Here is a 20,619-nt window from a genome sequence, read left to right as displayed (position 1 = left end):
GCATTTGATCGTCACCCCGCTGGCAGGGGGCAGCGCTCGGAGTAGGATGCGAGGCGCAGAGGAGTCCCCATGTCGTCACTCGAAACCATCCAGGTCTTTCAATCCCTGAACAGCTCGCCCCACGCGCAGCTGGAGAAGTGCGCGCCTCTGGGCGACGGGGTGATGGCGGCGCTGTGGAACAACCGTCATGACGCGCAGAACTACCACGCGCCGACGCACCACACGCTGTCGTGCTACATCGACGGCGGCACGGGAACATTCCGCCGCGATCAGCCGGGCAAGAAAGGCGCTCCGGACAAGATCTGCACGCTGCCCGCCGGCCATCAGTCCTCCTGGGTGGTGAACGGTGAAATCCGTCTGGCGCATTTGTATATCAGCCCCGAACAGTTCGCCCTCAACTGCGTCACGCTGCTGGATCGCGAGCCACGCCAGTTGGCGTTGCAGGAGCACACGTTTCTGGATGATCCGCTGCAGGCCGAGCGTTTTCATCGCCTGATCCGCATGGATTGGCGAGAGCCCGGCGAGCGCATGCTCACCAGCAGCCTGGCCCATGAGCTGCTCGACCACATGGTTCTGCGCCAGGTCGGGCTGCGTGAAGGGTTGCGCTTGAAAGGCGGACTGGCGCCGCACCTGCGACGGCATTTGGTGGACTTCATTGAGCTGAACATGGCCGAGCCCTTAAGCCTCGGGCAATTGGCGGGCATGTGCGCGTTGTCGGAATACCACTTCGCGCGGATGTTCCGCGAAAGCTTCGGCCTGCCGCCCCATCAATACCTGCTCGCCCGACGCCTCAACCGAGCCCGCGAACTGCTGCGCTCGACCCGCAAGCCGTTTGGCGAGATTGCCCTGGAATGCGGCTTCGCCAGTGCCAGCCATTTCAGCAACCGGTTCAAGCAGTCAGTCGGCGCGACGGCGGGCGAATACCGGGCTGCGTTTGAGTCGCGTTAAAACTCCAGCGTCGTCGCCATCACCACCTGCCGCGAATCCCCCAGGGACACGAAATAACGGCTCACCGCCGAGCTGTAGTAGGTGCGATCAAAGAGGTTTTTCACGTTCAGCTGAAACTTCACTTTCTGCCCGTCCAGACGGGTTTCGTAAGTCACGAAGGCATCGGCGACGGTGTAGCCGGGCAGATCAAAATCATTGTCCGGATTGCCCGGGCGTTCGCCGATGTAATGGGCGCCAGCTCCCGTCCGCAGCCGATCCGCGCCCAGCACCGCGCCAAAGTCATACACCGCCGAAACCGAGCCGCTGTGCCGGGGTACGTTCTGTAAGCGGTTGCCCTTCAGGGTCGGGTCATCAACCACCCAGGCATCGGTGAAAGCATAGCCGCCAATCAGACTCCAGCGATCTGACAGCTGCCCGCTCACGTCCAGCTCCACACCCCGCGAGCGCACCTGACCCGCCGTGGTGTACACCGTGTTCGCCGTCAGCGAGTCGAAATTCGCCACCAGCACGTTGCGCTTTCTGATGTCGAACAGCGCCAGCGTCGCACTGATGCCATCTGAGGAATCCCACTTGGCGCCCAGCTCCCACGCTTTCGATTCTTCGGGCAACGTCGCCGAATCCAGCACGGTGCCCCCCGCCAGCGTAGCGATGCTGGAGTTGGGCTTGAACGCCTCGGTGTAACTGCCATACAACGAAAGCTCATCGCTGTAGCGGTAAACGAGGCCCGCTCGGGGAATCCACTTTTGCCCGTTCAAATCGGTATTGCGCGTGAACGGCGAGCCTTTGCCAGCCTGCTGATCGAAGACTTGATAACGCGCGCCCGCGACGAAAATCCAGCGATCGGTGAGGTGCACGGAGTCCTGAGCAAACACCGAGTCGCTGCGCAGGATATCGAGCTGATGGCTGTCCGCCGCACTGACCTGAGTGCCCTCCGCTTCCTGGCCATACACCGGATTCACGTAGCTGAACGTGCTCTGGCTTTTCTGGCGGATCAGCTCACCGCGCGCGACTTTGCGGTATTCGTCGTCGACGCCCATTAGCACCTCGTGCCGCAAGCCCGCCAGCGAGGTGTCGCCGCTCAACGTGAGCGTGGTGAAGCGATCGGTGCTCAGGGCGTTGCCGGTCCCGTCGATGGAGCGGGTCAGCGTGCCGGTGGCCGGATCGACGGCGGTCACGCGCACCTGACTGGCGTCGTAGGTCTCGCGGTTGTAGCTGTAACCGAGGTGGCCTCTCCAGGTGTCGTCGAAGGTGTGATCGACCTCGAATCGATACAGGTCCGAGCGCCCTTCCATTGTGTTGAAGGGCTCGTCCAGACGCCGGGTCGCGGGGATGTTCAACGGACGGTTTGTGCGAGGATCGATTGCCGTGCCGCGATCAAACGGCGAGAGAAATTCCCGGTGTTCGTAGGACGCCAGCACTTCGGTGTCATCGCCATACCAGGCGAGCGATGGGGCGATCAGCGATTCACGGTGTACGCCGTAATTGCGCCAGTAATCTTCGTCTTCGTGGTCGACGATCAAGCGGTATGCCAGCCCGGTGGACGCCCCTTCAGCGCCATCAATCGCGCCGGTGCTATCGAACGTTCCGCCGCTGCCGTTTTTGCCTGCGCCGTAGCTTGAACCCCGTGCCGTCAGCGAGTTGGCCGACTGTAACTGCGGACGCTTGCTGACCACGTTGATCACCCCGCCGGGGTCCTGAATGCCATACAACAGCGACGCCGGCCCCTTGAGAACTTCGACGCGCTCGGCGGTGACATTGAGGTTGCGGCCCTGGACCACCGGCATCCCGTCGCGCATGATCGAACCGTCGCGATTCTCGCCAAAACCCCGCTTCATCAGCGTGTCCTGTGTGCTGCCGAGGGTGTTGCCCTGGGTTACGCCACTCACGTTCGCCAGCACATCGTCGAGATTGCGCGGCGCCTGATCCCTCAACACCTGCGCCGGAACAACGCTGACCGCCTGCGGGGTTTCAAGGCGCGGTGTCGCGCTGCGCATCACCGATGTCACTGCAGGCGGCTGATAGCTGTAAACGGCACTGAGAGTGGAGTCGATCTGCGTCGCGCCAAGGGTGACCGCACCCTCGACGGGGCGGGATTGCAGCGTGAAGGTGTCGTCTGTGGCACGGCGGAATGTGAGGCCAGACGTGCCCAGCAGAATACGTAACGCCTGTTCCGCACTGAACGAGCCCATCAATGCCGGGGCATCCACCGCGTAAGGCACGTCCTGGGTGTAAATAACCCCCTGCCCTGTGACTCGACTGAAATCCCTGAGCGACTGGGACAGCGGTTTGGCCGGAATCGAAAAGTCGTAGGCCGGCGCGGCTGCCTGAGCGCAGGCGCTCCAGACCGCTACCACCGAAAAGCCAAACCCACTTCTCACATCGGTCACCCCGTTTGAATGCGATACACCTCAACAGCTCGCCTGCGATCAACGGATCACAATGATCCGCCCGAGCGCTTCGTATTGCTTAAAACCCACGACGGACTTCAACGCCGCCAGCACGGCCTGCGGATCGCGGCTCGGGAAGCTGCCGCTGATGGTCTTCGCGGCCAGTTGGTCGTTGAGCAAAATGATCCGGCCCGGGTAATAACGGTTCAGGTCGCTGATCACATCAGCGAGGGGGGCGCGGGCGTAATTGAGCCAGCCCTGACGCCAGGCCAACTGGCTTTCGCTGTCGACAGACTGCGGAGCGCCGGTTCGCTCACGGTCATAACGGACCCGCTGACCTGCCGTCAGGATCTGCTGCGGGGCATCGGCGGCCGCTTTGACCCCGACACGTCCCGACAGCACAGTGACTTGCGCACCAGGCGGCTGCAGCCGTACTTCGAATTGCGTGCCCAGCACCCGGGTTTCGCCGCGTCCGCCATCGACCACAAACGGCTCGCCGGTGTGGGTAACTTGAAAGAATGCGGCGCCACGGCGCAACTCGACGTGCCGCTCTCCGTCGCCAAAATGCACGGCGATTGCGCTGTCGGCGTCCATCGTTACCTGCGACCCGTCTGACAGGATCAACGTCCGGACCTGCCCCGGCGCCGACACGTAATCGGCATTTAAGTCCTCTGCCCAGCGCTGGGGATTCCAGCCCAGCCCCGCGCTGATCATCAGCACCAGACACGCCGCCATCGCCAGCGCCGCTCCCCAGCGCGGCAGCCTGCGCGGCTTGGGTGCGTCCATTTTCCGCAGCAAGGCATTGAGTGCGGCGGCGTCTTCGCCGGCCAGTGTGGCGGCAGGCTCTTCGCTCAGTTCCCACACGACCTGAGCCTGGGCGTACGCTTCGGCATGAGCCGGATCAGCGTGCAACCAGCGGCTGAAGCGCGCCTGATCGGCAATCGTCGGCTGGTTGTGCAACACACTGAGCCAATTCAGAGCCATGGTATGGGGATGGGCAGTCGGATCAGGAACGGCATTCATCGGCGTATGCCCCCGGATTTCCCGGCAAGCGGCGCAACCCGAGTGACGTCCTGATTGATGCTCGCCTTGCAGACCTGCAGGGCGCGCATCATGTGTTTCTCCACGGCACTCTGCGAAAGGCACATGGCCTTGGCAATTTCAGCGTACTTGCGCCCGTGGATTCGGTTGAGCAGGAAAATCTGCCGGGTTTTCTCCGGCAATCCGCGCAACGCCGCTTCGATGTGGCGCAGATCGTTGCTCGCTTCCAGCGCAGCCTGGGGTTCGTCAGTCTCGGTCCAGTGCGATTCCGGCAGCCGCTCATCGCTGAGCCGGGCGCGGGTGCTTTCATTGCGCAGATGGTCAATGGCGATATTGCCAGCACAGCGCAGCAGGTAGGTGTTGAGCTCCTCGACCTGCACCAGCGGACGTCGCCAGAACCTGAGAAACAAGTCCTGCACCAGATCCGCCGCCGTCGCCCGACAACCCACCCTTCGGCTGACCAGCGCCTCCATTTGCGGACGCTGGGACAGAAACACCTCCAGAAACCGCGCGCGTGCAGCCTTCGGAGTCTCGTGGTCGAGGTCCTGGCACGCTGAGTTCAAGGAAGGAGGCGGATCGATCATGATTCAGGCACGGGCTGGGGGAGGATGCGAGGCGCGATATTAATGATAAATATTCTCATGCGCAAAAGATGTCCGACGAATCTCGCAACAAATCTGCAGCGGCCGAAGGTTGCCCCCAAAAAGGCGCGGCCCAGCAAAACTGGACTTGCCGGTCGAGTTCCCCCTTTCGCGAAATATATTCTCGGTTCCAAGGGGTTGAATTGTTCGGGGATCGGCGCCAACACTGTGAATGAGGGCAGACGAAAAACACCTCGTCCAGACTCTCCCGAGCAAGCCAAAGTAAGGGAAGAACTATGCAAATCCAGGTCAACAGCGATAACCACATCGAAAACAGCGTCCGTCTGGAGGAGTGGGTACGAACCACGGTTGAAACTACGCTCGAACGATACGAAGAGGATCTGACCCGCGTTGAGGTCCACATCAACGACGAAAACGGCGACAAGCCAGGCCCGCATGACATCCGCTGCCAGATGGAAGCCCGGCCAAAAGGACACCAACCCATTTCTGTGACCCACAAGGCCGATTCGATCGATCAGGCAGTGGATGGCGCAGCGGTCAAACTGGACCACGCCCTGGAACATCTTTTTGGAAAACTGCGCGGCAACAAACGCGGCGCGGCTCCGGTGATTGAAAGCGATCTGGATGACGAGCCGGTCAGTGCTGACGCGTTGCTCGAAGAAGAATTTCTCGAGAAGGACGAAGCGTTGCACGGCTGATGCAGCAGCTATGAAACACTGAGCGATTGAAAGAGGGGCGAGCCTGGAAACGGGCCCGCCCTTTTTTTTGCGCCGTCATTAGGCAACCAGCGCTTGAATGGTGAGCCGCGCTAAACGGGTGGCCGATTCAAGTGGCCGACCTTTCGCACACAAAGAACGCATGAGGCGCGCAAATGGTGCCGAGCGGGAATGGGCCAAGCCCTTGGCCAGTACAAGACGGACGCTGAAACCATGACCTGCTTCTCGTTTCCGGGCCCTTGGGTCCAGCGATCGGGACCATTTACACCTTTCGTCCGTTGTGGCCCAAACCCTGCAAGCTTTGTATCGTCGAGCTTACACCTCACCTGCACGCCGCAGGCCTGCTGGCCTCGGACGCAGTGACTCGCTCAATACGACGACGTTTCAACGGACCACTGATGGAAATCACCGCGATTTCAGCGAGCGCGGCCAGGGCAGGAATCATTAACCGTTGATCGGCTTCGAGAACTAAAGGGATTCACCCCCAGTCAATTCATGCAGATCGTTAACAGGTAACAGGCCATGGATAACCCTTTTCAACTGATCACCGACGCCTTCCATCCCGACTACCGGGTCAACCTGAGTATCCAGGGCCTCGACGGGACCATCATGCTGACGCTGTCGAATGAGTCAGGTGTGGTCGCCAAACGGCTGATCAGTGCCGAGCAACGCAACTCGCCCAAGCGGCTGCGCCGTTTGATCGAAAGCATCCAGTTCGGCATCGCCATCGAACAAGGCCATAGCGCCATCAAGATCCTGGCGGCCATGACGGATGGCGACCTCAAACAACTCTCGCCTCCGCCTACCCGAACCCGCTTCCTCGGCCGTCCGCAGTTGACTGCCGGCCTCTGATTTTTTGATGCGCAGGGCATGAGGCGATAGTGATTGCCTCTCCAGCGCAGTCTTTTCGCGGCATCATTCTCAACCCGCTCCGTCCCCCGCCGACGATCGCCAACGTCCCTGTAATGCCCGCCGATTCAGCCCTCAGACAGAAAGCACCTGCTACAACAAACCTGTAGCAACAAACCTGTAGCAAGCCGGCTGCCCCGTTACACAACAACGGCGAGCAGCAGAGTCTGGACAAGTCTGAGGTGACGATATGTCTCTACGATACATAGCGCTGATTGGCGCGCTGGCGCTCGCGACCGGCTGCGTGGAAGAAAGAGTGGTGCACGAACGCCGAGTGGTCGACCGACCCGCGCCCCGCGCCGAATACGTCGAAGTCGTCGCCCCACAAGCGCCGCCCGTGCGCGTGGTCGAAGAAGAACCGGCTCCGCGCCCGGGCTATGTCTGGTCCCGCGGCTACTGGCGCTGGAACGGCAACCGCTACGTCGCCGAACACGGCCACTGGGAAGCGGTACGGCCTGGCTATCGTTATCAACATCCGTACTGGGAAAGTCGAGGCGATGGCTGGCATTACCACGTTGGGGTGTGGGTGAACTGACCGTTCTTTGCACATGAAGATGCCCCGTTGAGACGGGGCATTTTTTTTGGATTCGCTGGTGGATAGCTCATCGTAAAACAGCTCGCTGATTGCAAGCGGCGATTACAAGGGAGAGGCAAGTTCGTACCGAACGACCATCCCATCTTGCAAAGTATCTCGGTCGCCGCTGCAGCAACAACCTACCAACTGCTTGAAGCATCACTGGTCGTAGCGCTAATGGCGAAGGATAGAATCCACTCTCAGTTGTCTTCTTGCGGCTGTAGTCCTAAATTAGCGGCATGCCGTGGTCCTGTCGGGCCACCATCTGGGCGTAAATGCCGCCCAACAATGGAGACCTAACCGCTAAATGGATTTTTTCGCTAATTTACCTGGCTGGGGCGACATCGAGCGAAACCTCGACCAAAAATTCAGTGAGCTGAATCAGGGCGTTGATGACGGCTGGAACGGCTTCACCCGCCGCATCAGTAACGGCGCAACTCAAGCCTACGGATACGTGAGTGGGCATAGGATCGATAATGTTCGCCACGCGCTGGACTTATCCTCCCCCATCATGCAGATGAACATTCGGCGCAAATGGGCGTCGATCAATATTGAGGAAATTCTGCCGGAGTTGATTAAGCTGTTGCAGGAAGTTGTGATGATCGTGGGCGGCAGCGTAATGATGGGAGCTGCGATGGGTGGCGCAGCCGGCTCACTTGCTTTAGGTGCTGAGCCTTGCCCGGTGCGGCAATCGGCGCAAGTGTAGGGTTGCAGGTCGGAAACTTGATCATGGCAGCGCTTGGGTTATATGCAATCGCTGGTTATTTCTCGGCAGGTATCGGGCCATGCCTATCGACGATATACGAAGGGCTATGCACTGCGTGGCAAGCTGAAGACGGCTTGAAAGATCCAGGCCTTGACCCCACTGGCGGTTCCGCTGCGATGATCCAAGACCGCATAGAGCGCGCAGCTCGGCTGCTGGCCCAAGGGCAAGAGCAGTTGGTGCTGCTGTTGCTCATGGCGATTGTCACCTATCTGACCCGTGGGGAGATGAGAGCGGGTGTATTCAACAGCTTGGAAAGTATCGCGACGAGGAGTGCCAAGCTACGAGCAGATGTTTCCAGCAAACCAATCGTTGAATGGCTCACAAAAAACGAAGAGAACCTTTTGGGACATCCTGAATTACAGATCAGGGGGGTCACTTCAGTCGAGCAGCTGGCGCGGGAAAGTAAAATGCGTGACTTTTACGCCAAGCAAGACCCAGAGTTCGTGTCAGTCGAGCATAAACGAAACTCTGTGAAGACACTTGAGCCAAAGGGCTTAAGTAACCAGCAGGTCCGTGATTATCTGCAAAGCGTTGACGGACAAAAATATATAGCTAAAATCGCAAAGGCAGACCCTGAGTTACCATTTCCAGATATTTTGGAAAGAGCCATCAGTCATGTAGCCTCAGGAAGTACCGTACCGGTCACCACCAGCATTACAACACCGCTTGTGAAAATCGTACCTGTGACAGAAGAAAGCGTCTCTGCCTACTCACCATTCTTCACCACAATGGAAGAATTGCAAGCGGCGGCTAAATCCGATAAAACTCTAGCGGATGCACTCGGCTTACCGGTTACGAGTGAAAATGCTAGATATCACGTGTTTGAAATTACGCCACTGCAGCCCACCGAAGTTTTCAAGAGCACGGTTGCACCGACAGTGGAATTCGGCGGGAGAATCACCAGAACAGGCGGGGCGGCACAATATTTAGTGCCTAATCGGCAAGAATGGTCCGCAGCAAAGCTCATTGGCGAAATCGACAATTAGGAATCAGTATGGACATACTAGCGCTGAAACAGACCGCAATCGAGTTACGCAAGCAATTAGAACGGTATAAAGAAAAGGAACCGGCAGCACTCGCGTTGTATGAGCATATGGAGCCTTTAATATCGGCCGCCGAGCGAGGTGAGATTAATACCCAGGTCGAAGCACGAGACATACCAGGTCATCGAATTATGGATGAATCAAACCTCCGAAAATATCGTGATCTCTCTGGAGCGTATAGCAATTTCTATATAGAACTTATCGAAGGCCGTGACATGCTCAAAATGGTAGAAGAAATTGCTAAAAAGGCAAGAATGTAAAAGAGCTATATCCGGGCAATCGTGGACCGATATGAACGCTGCGGAAACGTACCGTGACTTCTCGGCGTTGGCTGCTAACCGCATACATACCAAAAGCCAAGACCTATGCCGGGCAAACGGTAGATGAGTCCTAAACAATAAGGACTCATCCCATCCCTACTCCACTTTCTCCTGCACCGACGGATACCTCGACGAGGAATACCTCACCACCAAAATCGAGAAGGCCAGCAACAGCACGCCGCCGCACACATAAATAATCCCCAAATCCGGCGCTTTGTGATGCGACACGTCGCTGATCAGCAAGCGAATCAAAGCGGTCACCCCGATGTAGAGCAAGAAGCGCAGCGGCATGTGGTTGGTCTTGAAATAGATGCCGACCATCGCGCCCAGTTCGAGGTAGATGAACAACAGCAGAATATCGTCCACCGCGATGTAGTCCTGCCCGAGCATGCCGATGAACGCTTTTATAGCGGCGTATGCGGTGACCGCCCCAATACCGAACAGCGCCAGATAGTGAAACGCTTCAACGGCCAGATTACCCAGGCTGTTGGCGCCGCCGTGAAGCTTCGCCCGCATTCGATCTGCCCATCTCACACCAGCCATCCCTCACCTCCCCTGACCAAAACAAAAGTGTTCATAACGAGCGCTGCGATTGAGCGCAGCGGTGGATCTGTCGACGCAGGGCGTTGGCCGCGTTGATGTTCACGATGTACTTCCTTGGGTGATCCGGACGGGATGATGCGCCGCGCGCATGACGATTTGCCCGTGCGCAGCCTGGTTGTAGGCAAGCATTAATAGGGCCATCGGCTAAGGTTGAGAACGTGACCAGATGTCGCAAGGCTGCGCCTGGTAAAAAAAGTGAGCGCTCACCCCCTACCCAAGCCGAGGCGATTCACCTATGCTGCGCACTGTATAAATACACAGTAAAAAGACGGAGCACGCTGTCTTTGCATCATCCGTCGGCCGAAGCGTTGAGCGCCCGGGCTGATCCCTTACAACTCTGGAAATGACGACGAGGCCAACAATGGCTGTTGAAACCCTTTACCGCAGTACCCGTGATTTGGAGACTACGTTCGTGGACCGCAAACTCGCCGATGCCCATGATCAGATGCTGGAACTGGCAGAGCTGCTCACCGATGTGCTGATGAAGAACGTCGCCGGGCTCTCCGAAAAACACGCTGAAGACGCGAGTATTTTCATGGCGAAGAACCGCGCCGTCTTCGCTGCCGCTTTCAAGAGCAACGCCCTTGCCCTCAACGAGCTGGCACCCGCGGCGGAGCAGGCTGAGTAATCAGCCCAGCGACTTTGGCTTCAGCCAGTTGAGGCAGATTTGCCACGAAGGCGATTCACTCCATGTCCAGCAGCCGTTCTGCCAGCTCATCCGCCACCCGCGCGGGTGAGCGCTTTTCAGCTTGCGCATGGGCGAACACCTCGGTCAGCCGCGTGCCGATCTGAGACAGATGCGCGGTGATGTTGCCCGGGCTTTGCCCCTGATGATGCAGTGCGACATAGATCAGGCCACCGGAATTGATCACGTAATCCGGGGCATACAGAATGCCGCGGGCTTCCAGTTGGTCGGCGATCGCGGCACAGCTCAGCTGGTTATTGGCGCCACCCGCGACGGCGGCGCAGCGCAACTTGGTGACACTGTGGCTGTTGAGTACGCCGCCCAGCCCGCACGGCGCAAGGATGTCGCAAGGCGTGCTGAGCAACGCTTCGCTGGCAATCGGCTTGGCGCCCAATTGCTCCATGGCGAGTTGCACCTTGCCGCTGTCCAGATCTGCGACCAACAACTCGGCGCCCGCCCCATGGAGCTGTTCCGCGAGCGCATAACCCACATGCCCCAATCCCTGAATGGCCACGCGCAAACCTTCAAGGTTATCGCTGCCCAGCCTGGCCATGGCCGTGGTCCGAATCCCCGCGTACAAACCCAATGCGGTGTGCGCAGAAGAGTCGCCGACCGCCGTGGTGCCGGTGACATGCTGAGTGGATTGGGCTATGCAGTCCATGTCCTCTCTGGAAGTGCCACTGTCCATGGCCGTGACATAACGTCCGTCAAGGGTCTGCACGAACCGTCCGAACGCCTCGAACAGGGCAGCGCGATCAGGCACGTGGGCCGGGCGCATGATCACGGCCGTTCCACCGCCCAATGACAATCCGGCGAGCACGGCTTTGTAGCTCATGTTCCTTGCCAGCTGGATGGCGTCCTCGATGGCGCTCTCTTCGTTTGGGTAGGAGAGGTAGCGACAGCCCCCCATCGCCGGACCTTTCTGGCTGCTGTGGATCGCGATCACCGCTTTCAGGCCGGTGCGCGGCTCAACCATCATGTGCAGTGATTGCACGCGTGAGCTTTGCATGAGAGCGAACATGGGCACTGCTCCCCTTTTTCGTACTGGCGAGTATAGGCGCTGAATGAAAAAAAGAAGGTCGGGCCGAGCGGATCCGGACGACGGACTGCTGTTGGCCACGCGCGATGAATCAACGCTGGACGAAGGCAGCGGCCAAGGCTAAAACAGAGTCATCCTTTAGTTCTTCTCAGCCGTCTTATCCTGCCGGAGAAGTCGATGAATCCGCGCCAGCAATGCATTGCCTGTCTAGAACGGAACCCGCCCTCCACATTCGACGCTGCGGTATGGATCGCTGCGGAGCACGACGGGGAAGTTGATGTTAAGGTTATTCGCGATCAGCTCGCCGCGCTGGAGCGCAGTGTCAGTGCGGCATTACCTTTATTGCCGGTCGCCGAGCTTGCCCAGCCCTTGCTTCGGCAACTGGCGACGCTGGGGTTCCAGCAAGACGATGCCGCTCAGCCCAAACCCCAGGCTGCCTTGATTCACAAAGTGCTTGAACGTCATCGCGGCCAGCCGCTGGGGCTGGCGCTGGTTGCGCTGGAAATAGCGAAGCGACTGGAGATTCCCCTCGAAGGCGTGAACTTCCCGGGGCATTTTCTGCTGCGGGTGCCCAGCGCCGACCATACCCTGGACCCATGCGGCGGACGCAGGCTCTACCCCAAGGACTGCCGTGAGTTGCTCCTGCGTCAGTTCGGCGCGGACATGCCGCTCAAGGCTGAGCACATGAAAACCGCGACGCCTGCAGCCATGCTTCAACGCCTCTCGCGAAACCTGCGCTATCTGCATCAGTTAAACGATGATTTGCTCGCGGCACTTAAAGACGCAACCCGCGTGATGGAACTGGGCCAGGCCAGCACCAGCGATTACCTCGCCCGTGCCAGCCTGTACCAGCATCTGGACTGCCCCCAGGCCGAACGTTTCGACCTGGAGCATGCGTTGATGTTGAGTGATGACCCGTTGCAGAAGTTGCGCCTGACGCAGCGTCTGCAGTCTCTGCCGAGTGGGCGCGCCATCCATTAAACGGTCTGGGCTGCCAGTTTTTTTACCGCCCACTGACCGACTTTGATGACCAGTGCCTTATCATGAGTCAGGACTGTCTTGACGCCGGTGCCTCCCAGTATTGATCCAAAGACAGCAGATCCAAAAAACCAGGACGCGGTCGCGCGGTCTCCGTCGTGATAGGCGAGCAAGCCTCGTTGTATATCGATGGCGGTGTGAAGCACTGTCCATGCAAGCGCTCCACCGGGAAACGGCATCAGCAGCACGGAGCCGAGTAACCTTACAACCGAATAAACCTTCTCGAGCCAGCGCTTCGTCCGGCTTTTGGTCTGAGCATCGACATCGGCAATGATGCGACTGATTTGTTCGTTGTAAAGTTCATGGATGTCAGTGATTCGATCGGTATTCTGGTGCTCCCTGTTTTCAACGCGGACCCACTGCACCGGGAGATTGCGGTCCATGGCGTCGAAACGAGACCCCACACTCGGCTGTCCTTTGTAGGGAACACGAAGGTAGTAATAGTGGCGCATGGCAGGCGAGCGCATAAGTTGCACGTAGTCGGTCACCTTTCGGAAGCTGACGCCATCGGGAGCATCAGGGGTATATAACAGATTGAAGTCGCCATCCGAGGAGCTGAAATCCCGGAGCATATAAACGCCTTGAACAATGTAACCGGCAAAGCGGAACATTGAAGCGCTGCTGCGGCTGATACGGCGTTGCAGCCCCTCGTTTTTGTCGAGCACCTGCTTATCCAGCGAAACAATCAATGGCACCAACCATTGATATTGCGCAGTGGATAAATTGCCTTTCAAAAATTCTCGCATCGCAGCTGAGCGCATATCGAACTGCAGACGCCTGCCAAATAAAGCCCTGCGATAGCGATACTGCTCGTGAGAGGTGTCCAGGAACTCTCTCCTGATCCACTGGATGTAACGCTCACCCAACGCCGCTTCCCGCAACGATTTGTCCACTCGTTGGACGAAGTACAAGGGCAGCGCCCTGAGGTCCTGCCCTACCGAGGAGTACATCGGCGCCGCAGGAGTAAAAGCGTACTGGTCGGAAAACCCTTCCATGAACAGGCTGGTCAAGGACCTCAGCCCCGTGTACGCACTGAAGTCCGGATTCGCGACGTACGCAGCGTTCTCCAGATCCACGAAGATCGTATCGGTATCGACGCGCTCGTTGATGCCTTGGCTGGCAATGTAATCATTGAGCAGCTTGCTGCCTTCGCTCCTGGCGAATTGCTCGAAAGACACCATCGCCTGCGTTGTGTGCACAAACGCCTTGTTCAGTTCGCTGACCCGATGATCAAGCAATGCAAGGGCGCCACGGTTCGCATAAGCAGTTTCCATGGTGAACCCCAACAAATCAGCATCATCCCGAGTCAGCGTCCGGTCGACCTTATGACGAATTGCATCTGAGAGACGATCTTCGAAGTTGTCCCCTTCCAGCTCATGGAAAACGATACTGGACTCACCCCACAACGTGCCCTTGAGACGAACTTTTTCCAGAAAATCGGAATGGTCAGCCTCGGCGGTTAAAGCCGTCTGGTCTTGCACATAATTGCCGCCCGCATCGGTCGCCAGCCAGCTGCCGACTTCAAAGGACAACTGGCGCCACGAGCTGAACCCGAACATATCCTGGCCGCCTGGCGCACCGGGTGCGTAAAGAACGTAATGATCGTCGCCTGCCGCATCCTGCTTACGGAACACCAGCAGATCTTTGAAGCGCATGCCGTTGACAGCCAGTTTCAGGCTGCCCAGCGTCATCACTGCACCGTCTTGAATAATGTCGGCGCGCACCAGATGGATGAGGTCCTGGCTTCGGTCGTCCATCAGATGGCCTTGCAGCACAGCAGCCCAAGCACTCAGCGCCAACGCGGCGTCTCGCCTGTGGGTCAGGGCTCGCAAGGTCTCCTCATGGGTAAACTGCGCCCTGAGCTGCTGCAGGTAACGGCGCTGCACATCCAGCTCATCAAGCATTGTTTTCACAAACTCGAATGTAAACGCAGGATTTGAATACGCAGCAGGGACGATCACCTTGCCGGGACCTGAAACTGCCGGCAGGCCATGCATCGCGAAATCAAGCAGCGACTTGCGGTGGTTCGCCGAAAAAGTGCCGCCCTGAAGGTCAAACTCATCCGGCACGCTGATCATTATTTGCTGCGCGTCGATCGAATAGCCCAGATGCCTGCGCACATAGCGATCAATCTCATGACGGGCAAATACTTCCAACGATTCCAGCCCCTCAAACAGCGCATCAACTGCACGATTGCGTTCGCTGAATTGGTTATTGAGGTTCGCATAGTGCTCGCGCTTCTCGGGGGCCGCGTATTTAAGCCATTGAGGCTGAGTGAGATCCTCGGCACGAATGGAAAGGCTCCTGAATCGGTGCCCCATCCCTTCATCAATATGAGCACACACCTGCACTTCACTGACTTTTTTCAAAAAGGTGTGATTGCCCTCGCTGTTCGCTCTGGCCTGTTGCACCAGAAACTCGAAGTCCATGGCCTGCTTGTTACGAAGTCCCTGAACATGGCAGTGCAGCAGTGGCTCGATACAAGGCTCGTATTCAAGATCGTCGTTGCCGAAAACGTGATTTTCGGGCAATCCCGCAAGATCCGATAAATAAAGGTTTTTCAGCAACGGCTCCTTACCCGATGGCCAGGACAGTCGCCGAGCCAGCTGGCTGTTGAGCTCAGAAAAAGACTCATACCGCTCAACTCCGCCTGCGGCCATGACCAGATAACAGGGTCCGGAGGCGTGGCGGACATCGACCGCCTGTTCATCCCGCGCGACCGCGAAGACCGAGAGCAGCGGTGCTGTCATTTCGCGCGACAGACGCAGGGATATCTTGAAAAGCCCGCCAGTGGGTTGGTGACTCAATGCATGCAGCAGGCGTTTTTTTTCCTCGTCGTTGAGTCGCTGCTCAATAACCTGAAACTCAATGTCGTGCTTGAGCGCCGAATGATGATGCGCACTGACGATTTCGTGGCGCGCCGCACTATTGCCGCCCGCCGGGGAATGCTCACGGCTGTCCCATGCCCAGCCAAGCGCCGCGTGATAAGCCCCGGGAAACATCGCCAGCACTTGGCCAAAAATACTTTTGATCGTGGAGAAATCTTTTTCTGCCACCAGGTGCTGCACCTCGGTGCTGTCGTGGCGGTAATACAGGCGTTGGGAATCTTGATCGAAGGCGCTAGCCCCTTGCGTCATCGCCTGAATCAGGGCATCAGTAAGTGAACGCGAACTTTGCACCGCTCCGGACGCGGACGCGGTGTTCAGAAAAATAATGTCCGGGTTCCACACTGATACATTCCCGCGCAGAAAGCTTGAAAGGCGGTCAAAAGCGACATCACGAAGCGAGGGGAGCTTGTCCAGTACCGAGGTGCATTGCGAGCACGCCGTGGTAAAGGCGAGAAAGTGCCGGGTGGTGGCGTGCTGCTGAAGCGCACCTTGGTTATTGAAGGGAATTGCAGCAGATAAATCATTCATGGATACAGCTCCGATAAAGAACCGTCACGCCCACCGGCATCCGGCCAATGGGTACAACGTAAGCGGTTCGACCGGGCTATTTTCTGACGTTTGCTCAGCTTGGTAAGCGGTACATATTGCTTGGCTAATCAGGCTGGAAGGACGCAGTTCGCAGGAAATGAACACCGTATTCGACTGACTGGAGTCTTCTCCTACTGTTGCGATGTCAGAGTGCAAAGCGGAAATCCAGCCGTCTGCGGCCCCCGAAAACATCGATGGGCGCATTCAAAGTTGAGGGTTTGAAGTCTGATGAATGACTGATTTTTCTTAATGGCTGAAGCAGTCACTCAACGCTGTATTGTTAGCGCCTGAATCAACGTTTGGTTTGCGCTGCTGCGACTGCTGACGGGCTTGCCTCAGTCAAGAGCGCCAATCGAGTGATAGAACTGGGCCAGACCAGCACCAGCGATTACCTCGCCCGTGCCAGCCTGTACCAGCATCTGGACTGCCCCAGGCCGAACGTTTCGACCTGGAGCATGCGTTGATGTTGAGTGCTGACCCGGTTCAACGGGTGCGGCTCACTCAATGTCTGGTTCAGCTCCCCGGAATGGGTGCGCTGCATTGATCATCGGAACTGCGGCAGCCCAACCGACGACGGCTTTGACGTCTTGCCCAGGCGCTTCAATTTCTCCGCCTTACGGATCTTGCGGACTTGCTTGGCGGTTTTGTAGGCGCCCTTCGCAGCATCGATGAAGTAGCGTTTCGCGCGTTCATGGTTGCCGTCCTGGTAGGCGTAAATGCCCCGAAACAGATCGACCGTCGCGTGCAGGGCTGTCCACACCGCTTTGGTTTTCGGGTTCAGATTTGCAACATAGCCGCCGTATTTGCGAACAAAGTTGTACGTCTTGAGCAAGCGCCGCTCATTGACACTCTCGGTCTGAGCATCAATGTCCACCATCAAGTGGGTCACGATGAAGTCGTGCAGATCTTCGAAGTTCCTGACCGACGGCACTGAGTGAGCGACCTTGTAGAACGTGTTCCCCACCATGGGCGACTGTTCAAGTTTTTGCAGCAATGGGCCGATGGTGCCCTGAGCCCTGAAGTTCGCGCGGTCGTAGTAATACCGGTTCATGCCAGGGCGCGACATCGAGCGAACAATGTCGTCCTCCTGACGAAACAGATGACCATCAGGCGCGTCAGGCGTGTAGGCCAGCGTCCCAAAGCGGGCGTGGGTGGCGTCCGGTTTGAAGAGGTAGATATCGACAAGTGTCTTGTGCTCCATCACCAATCGATGAAACGTTCCCGGAGTCTCCACCGTATTCCCGACAATGCTGCCATCCAGCCCTGCAATCATCCGTACGAGCCAGTTGTACTGATCGAGCGCAAGGCGCCCGGCGACATATTCGTCCAGCGCGTCACGGCGCATCTGGTAATGAGTCTTGCGGGAGAACAAGGCGACGATCGTCTTGGGCGGGGAATTGGAAATGCTCCAGGTATGTCGGCGCAGCTGCGTCAGGTACTCATCCGCGTAATTTGAGCCGCGGATCATGCTGTCAACGATTGCGCCGGAAAGTGCGGAAAGGTCCTGGCCGATGGATGAGTGCAACGTGGCGGCGGGGTGAAAGGCGTACTCTTCCTCCGAGTAACCCACCATGAACAGATCTGTCAGGCACTTGAGCGTGGTATAGCGGCCAAAATCGGGCTGGCCCTCAGCCGTTGCGTTCTCCAGATCGCAGAACACGGTATCCGGGTCGATACTTCCCGGTATGCCGGAGGCCCTCAAGTGCGCAGTGATCAAGCGTTCGCATTCACGCCTGGCCGCTTCACGCCAAGGCGTGATGCCGAATTTGTCGTAAGCGGCATTCAGTGCCTCAATCCGGTGGTCCAGCAACACCTGCGCGGTCCGCTGCTGATCGGTAACGTGCTGCATCCGCGCACTGGACACACTCGGATCCCGCGCCAGAATTTGCTCGATCTTGTAATAACTCAGGCCCGACAGTGCATCCGTAAGGAAGGAGCCATTGATGGAGATGAACTGCACGCTGTCGGCAGTCCACTCCGAGGGCACCAACTGAACTCTCGCGATATAAGGGACGACGTGATGATCCGGGTTGACGACCGTTTGATCCAGCAAGTACTGCGCGCCCTGTGGGGTCGCCAGCCAACTGCGGATTTCAAACGACAATTCACGCCAGGTGGAGAAATCGAACAGATCGCGGCCGCTCGGGTGGCCGGGCGCATAAAGCACATAGAATTCATCCTTGCCGCGGATCTCACGCAGAACAACCACATCCTCGAGCCTCCGGTTGCCGCCCTTGAGGTACAAGGCTCCGATTTTCAACGTGCTGTCTCTGCCTAGATTGGCCTGCACGCGCTCAATCAGCGCCTGGCCGCGTTCCGACAGATGCCCTTGAAGCGTTGCCGCGCAGGCACTCAATGCGATATCGCTCGCGCGCAAGGCACTCAGGGCTTTCAGGGTGTCCTGCTCGCGGTAGCGGCGCTCCAACTCGAGCCCGTAGCGCCGCTTCAAATCGAGGTCTCGCACCAAACGGCAGACAAAATCGAAATTCAGGCGCAGATGGGAGTACGCGGGGTCAATCTCAATACTCGGCCCCAGGCGAAGCTCGACCTCGGGCATGCCTTCGAGGGCAAAGCCAAGCAATGTATTCGTGTAAACGGTTCTCAGCGGCTCATCAGAGAAGGACATTTCATCCGGTAGATTGATCCTCAGGCTGGAAGGATCGAACGTATAGCCCAAGTGCTTCATGAGGTAGGCGGCGATTTCTCGACGCGCATAGATTTCAGCCGTTTCGGTGCCAACCAGTTGCGCCTGCACACCCTCCTCACAACGCGCCTGCTCTTGCGCGAGCGCGTCATAGCGCTGACGGTCAGCAGCAGGGGCGGACGTGAGCCAATCCGGCAGGCTGCGCTCCTGCACGAATGCCAGCAGAGCCAGATAGCGAACATTCAGGGCCTGCTCCAGATCATCCAGGCGGCTGACGTCGTCGAACATCCGCAGCAGTGCCTGCGAGTCGCCACCGCTCAGCGATGCCTGGGCACTGAGGTGATCGAAGTCGTTGATCTGCTTCTCTTGCAAGCTCGCGATAAAGCGCGCAGCGGGCGTATCGTTCAGCAGCGAGTAACTCAGCTGCACCGAGCCCGGGGCGGCCTCGGCGATCAGCAACTGGTGTTCGAGCGAGAGGTAACCCGCCAAGAGTTCGCGTGAGTCCTCTTCGCCAAGGCGGTGATACAGAGACGCCTCCATCGCCCCAAGCGTGGCGAACTTTTCCACCCCGCCCGCCGGGGTCATGAGGAACACGGGTGAGCTGTTTCCATCGGCAGCCAGGGACGAGCTGTCGGTATTTTCAGCGGTTGCCACAAAAGCGCCGATCAGCGGAAGCGCAGCGCCTTCCGATGTGCGCAACGACACGGCATAACGACCTTTGCAATCAACATCGTCAACCACCTGTCGCAGCCGAGTCCGGTCCGCCCCGTCCAGCTCACGTTCGCCGACGGCCAACTGGATGGCATGGTGGAAAACCCAGGACTGCAGCTTCTCCAGCACAACATCGCGCGTACCCGTCACAGCGTCCTCGCCGGGAATGGGCGTGAAGGTCTGCTCCTCGAAGGTCCAGTACTCGTCGAGACTGAACTTGAAGAAACCCGGCAGCTTGCTCAGCAGGCTCGGAAACAGCGTCCTGATGGCTTCGATGTCCCAGCCCGGCAAGGCGTGAGCAGGATGAGCAGAATCTCGACGGGTGGACACCACGGCCTGTTTATCGTCGAGGTACGCGCGGTCCCCGATAAAGGCGTGCAGCAGCGCCTGAGTCAGCGCAAGCGGCTGCGGATCGAACCCGGCCGTGTTTTTCCTGTGAATGAACAGCGCGTCAGGGTTTGGAAACCGGGTGCTTCGAGCAAGGGCGTCGACCAGCATCTGCCTCGCTGCCTCCTGCAAGGTGGGGGCTTGGCGCAGTTGCTCGACGATCGACGCCGACAGCTCGCCTTCGCTTTTTGCATGATCGAGCAGGGAGCCCGCATTCTGGCGGGCACTGTTTTCAACAGAACGATGAGTCATCTTTACAGCTCCAGGATAACCATCCACGCCACCCAGGCATCCAGCCAAAGTGTGAAAAACGTGAACAGTCCAAATGAGCTGTCATCTAACCCGCTGAGTCGCAGAACGATGGAATAACTATTGATTGAGATGAGCGACAGGCGCCGACCCGTTGTGCAGGAAATAAAGTTGAACAGCGCCTTTTTGTGGTGCCGTCCTACTGTTGCTGCGGCGGTAACACTGCTTGTCACAAACTGCGCTTTTTCGCTTACAGCAAACCCCTTAACCTTCGCGCCATCCGAGCAGTCCCTCACCCTCTGCCAACCGTGGCAAAGGAAGGGGGAGCTCAATCGTCGTCACCGACGTTGTGTTTTGAAGCTCCTGGATTCAACGTCTTATTTGGCCGCTGCGATTGCAGCGGCTTTTTTTTGCTTTGGGGTCAGTAACGATTTCCGGAAGCCTTTTATGCTTGAGGGTCCATCCTTCCGCTCAAAAACAA

General features: G+C 58.1%; 16 protein-coding genes and 1 pseudogene. 10 read left to right on the top strand and 7 right to left on the bottom strand.

All coding sequences use genetic code 11. The features are described 5' to 3' along the window. Window positions 1–69 precede the first annotated feature (69 nt). Complete coding sequence (locus BBI10_RS22640; RefSeq protein ID WP_065991894.1) at window positions 70–948, top strand: helix-turn-helix domain-containing protein; 879 nt, start codon at window positions 70–72, stop codon at window positions 946–948. Here the strand turns inward: BBI10_RS22640 and BBI10_RS22635 are convergent. Genes BBI10_RS22635 through BBI10_RS22625 form a run of 3 tightly spaced genes read right to left on the bottom strand, consistent with a single transcriptional unit; the run spans window position 945 to window position 4,960 of the window. Then, complete coding sequence (locus BBI10_RS22635; protein ID WP_065993157.1) at window positions 945–3,326, bottom strand: TonB-dependent siderophore receptor; 2,382 nt, start codon at window positions 3,324–3,326, stop codon at window positions 945–947. The two genes, BBI10_RS22640 and BBI10_RS22635, sit on opposite strands and share 4 nt — an antisense overlap. Before the next feature lie 48 nt (window positions 3,327–3,374). Then, a complete protein-coding gene (locus BBI10_RS22630; protein WP_065991893.1) occupies window positions 3,375–4,358 on the bottom strand; it encodes a FecR family protein in 984 nt (327 codons plus the stop codon). Next, the gene (locus BBI10_RS22625; protein WP_083233235.1) at window positions 4,355–4,960 is read right to left on the bottom strand and encodes an RNA polymerase sigma factor; all 606 of its coding nucleotides are present in this window, start codon (window positions 4,958–4,960) and stop codon (window positions 4,355–4,357) included. The genes BBI10_RS22630 and BBI10_RS22625 overlap by 4 nt, the downstream gene beginning before the upstream one ends. Before the next feature lie 293 nt (window positions 4,961–5,253). On the opposite strand from BBI10_RS22625, the gene BBI10_RS22620 reads away from it, so the two are divergent. The 6 genes from BBI10_RS22620 (at window position 5,254) to BBI10_RS22600 (ending at window position 9,246) form a co-directional block, all read left to right on the top strand. Further along, window positions 5,254–5,676 (top strand): HPF/RaiA family ribosome-associated protein, encoded by a 423-nt coding sequence (locus tag BBI10_RS22620; protein WP_065991892.1) that lies wholly within the window; start codon window positions 5,254–5,256, stop codon window positions 5,674–5,676. A 540-nt stretch (window positions 5,677–6,216) separates the two neighbouring features. Then, the gene (locus BBI10_RS22615; RefSeq protein WP_065991891.1) at window positions 6,217–6,546 is read left to right on the top strand and encodes a DUF3509 domain-containing protein; all 330 of its coding nucleotides are present in this window, start codon (window positions 6,217–6,219) and stop codon (window positions 6,544–6,546) included. Between the two features lie 247 nt (window positions 6,547–6,793). Next, window positions 6,794–7,138: a YXWGXW repeat-containing protein gene (locus BBI10_RS22610; RefSeq protein WP_065991889.1), complete on the top strand. Its 345-nt coding sequence runs from the start codon at window positions 6,794–6,796 to the stop codon at window positions 7,136–7,138. Between the two features lie 346 nt (window positions 7,139–7,484). Beyond that, entirely contained in the window at window positions 7,485–7,883 is a 399-nt protein-coding gene (locus BBI10_RS28770; protein ID WP_432213768.1) for a DUF6861 domain-containing protein, read from the top strand. Further along, window positions 7,853–8,929, top strand: a complete 1,077-nt coding sequence (locus BBI10_RS22605; protein ID WP_432213767.1) for a DUF6861 domain-containing protein — start codon at window positions 7,853–7,855, stop codon at window positions 8,927–8,929. The genes BBI10_RS28770 and BBI10_RS22605 overlap by 31 nt, the downstream gene beginning before the upstream one ends. Window positions 8,930–8,937: 8 nt before the next feature. Beyond that, entirely contained in the window at window positions 8,938–9,246 is a 309-nt protein-coding gene (locus tag BBI10_RS22600; RefSeq protein ID WP_065991887.1) for a hypothetical protein, read from the top strand. A 156-nt stretch (window positions 9,247–9,402) separates the two neighbouring features. Here the strand turns inward: BBI10_RS22600 and BBI10_RS22595 are convergent, their stop codons facing one another. Further along, window positions 9,403–9,822 (bottom strand): phosphate-starvation-inducible protein PsiE, encoded by a 420-nt coding sequence (locus BBI10_RS22595; RefSeq protein WP_410928410.1) that lies wholly within the window; start codon window positions 9,820–9,822, stop codon window positions 9,403–9,405. Window positions 9,823–10,270: 448 nt separating this feature from the next. Between BBI10_RS22595 and BBI10_RS22590 the strand changes: the two genes are divergently transcribed. Next, window positions 10,271–10,537, top strand: coding sequence for a YebG family protein (locus BBI10_RS22590; RefSeq protein ID WP_065991884.1), 267 nt, complete (start codon window positions 10,271–10,273; stop codon window positions 10,535–10,537). A 55-nt stretch (window positions 10,538–10,592) separates the two neighbouring features. On the opposite strand, the gene BBI10_RS22585 is transcribed toward BBI10_RS22590, so the two are convergent. Further along, window positions 10,593–11,615, bottom strand: a complete 1,023-nt coding sequence (locus BBI10_RS22585) for a Glu/Leu/Phe/Val dehydrogenase family protein (RefSeq protein ID WP_065991883.1) — start codon at window positions 11,613–11,615, stop codon at window positions 10,593–10,595. A 195-nt stretch (window positions 11,616–11,810) separates the two neighbouring features. Between BBI10_RS22585 and BBI10_RS22580 the strand changes: the two genes are divergently transcribed. Continuing rightward, window positions 11,811–12,614, top strand: coding sequence for a SirB1 family protein (locus tag BBI10_RS22580; RefSeq protein ID WP_065991882.1), 804 nt, complete (start codon window positions 11,811–11,813; stop codon window positions 12,612–12,614). On the opposite strand, the gene BBI10_RS22575 is transcribed toward BBI10_RS22580, so the two are convergent. After that, window positions 12,611–16,087 carry a dermonecrotic toxin domain-containing protein gene (locus BBI10_RS22575; protein WP_141695252.1) on the bottom strand — a complete coding sequence of 1,159 codons (3,477 nt, stop codon included), beginning with the start codon at window positions 16,085–16,087 and terminating at the stop codon, window positions 12,611–12,613. The genes BBI10_RS22580 and BBI10_RS22575 overlap by 4 nt on opposite strands. 383 nt (window positions 16,088–16,470) lie before the next feature. Here BBI10_RS22575 and BBI10_RS27390 point away from each other — a divergent pair. Continuing rightward, window positions 16,471–16,691: pseudogene (locus tag BBI10_RS27390) on the top strand (hypothetical protein); the annotation flags it as partial. Here BBI10_RS27390 and BBI10_RS22570 read toward each other — a convergent pair. Continuing rightward, window positions 16,692–20,168: a dermonecrotic toxin domain-containing protein gene (locus BBI10_RS22570; protein ID WP_141695251.1), complete on the bottom strand. Its 3,477-nt coding sequence runs from the start codon at window positions 20,166–20,168 to the stop codon at window positions 16,692–16,694. It lies immediately after the preceding pseudogene. Between the last annotated feature and the right edge of the window lie 451 nt (window positions 20,169–20,619).

This window comes from Pseudomonas graminis (assembly GCF_001705435.1).
Taxonomy (GTDB): Bacteria; Pseudomonadota; Gammaproteobacteria; order Pseudomonadales; family Pseudomonadaceae; genus Aquipseudomonas; species Aquipseudomonas graminis_B.
The sequence above is the reverse complement of the archived record's forward strand: the minus strand, read 5'-3'. Positions and strand labels throughout refer to the sequence as shown.

Bases quoted from the DNA above. Each gene is read 5' to 3' on its own strand.
- BBI10_RS22600 (WP_065991887.1), top strand. From the start codon at position 8,938: ATGGACATACTAGCGCTGAAACAGACCGCAATCGAGTTACGCAAGCAA.
- BBI10_RS22590 (WP_065991884.1), top strand. From the start codon at position 10,271: ATGGCTGTTGAAACCCTTTACCGCAGTACCCGTGATTTGGAGACTACG.
- BBI10_RS22620 (WP_065991892.1), top strand. From the start codon at position 5,254: ATGCAAATCCAGGTCAACAGCGATAACCACATCGAAAACAGCGTCCGT.
- BBI10_RS22610 (WP_065991889.1), top strand. From the start codon at position 6,794: ATGTCTCTACGATACATAGCGCTGATTGGCGCGCTGGCGCTCGCGACC.
- BBI10_RS22625 (WP_083233235.1), bottom strand. From the start codon at position 4,960: ATGATCGATCCGCCTCCTTCCTTGAACTCAGCGTGCCAGGACCTCGAC.
- BBI10_RS22630 (WP_065991893.1), bottom strand. From the start codon at position 4,358: ATGAATGCCGTTCCTGATCCGACTGCCCATCCCCATACCATGGCTCTG.
- BBI10_RS22575 (WP_141695252.1), bottom strand. From the start codon at position 16,087: ATGAATGATTTATCTGCTGCAATTCCCTTCAATAACCAAGGTGCGCTT.
- BBI10_RS22580 (WP_065991882.1), top strand. From the start codon at position 11,811: ATGAATCCGCGCCAGCAATGCATTGCCTGTCTAGAACGGAACCCGCCC.
- BBI10_RS28770 (WP_432213768.1), top strand. From the start codon at position 7,485: ATGGATTTTTTCGCTAATTTACCTGGCTGGGGCGACATCGAGCGAAAC.
- BBI10_RS22585 (WP_065991883.1), bottom strand. From the start codon at position 11,615: ATGTTCGCTCTCATGCAAAGCTCACGCGTGCAATCACTGCACATGATG.
- BBI10_RS22595 (WP_410928410.1), bottom strand. From the start codon at position 9,822: ATGCGGGCGAAGCTTCACGGCGGCGCCAACAGCCTGGGTAATCTGGCC.
- BBI10_RS22615 (WP_065991891.1), top strand. From the start codon at position 6,217: ATGGATAACCCTTTTCAACTGATCACCGACGCCTTCCATCCCGACTAC.
- BBI10_RS22640 (WP_065991894.1), top strand. From the start codon at position 70: ATGTCGTCACTCGAAACCATCCAGGTCTTTCAATCCCTGAACAGCTCG.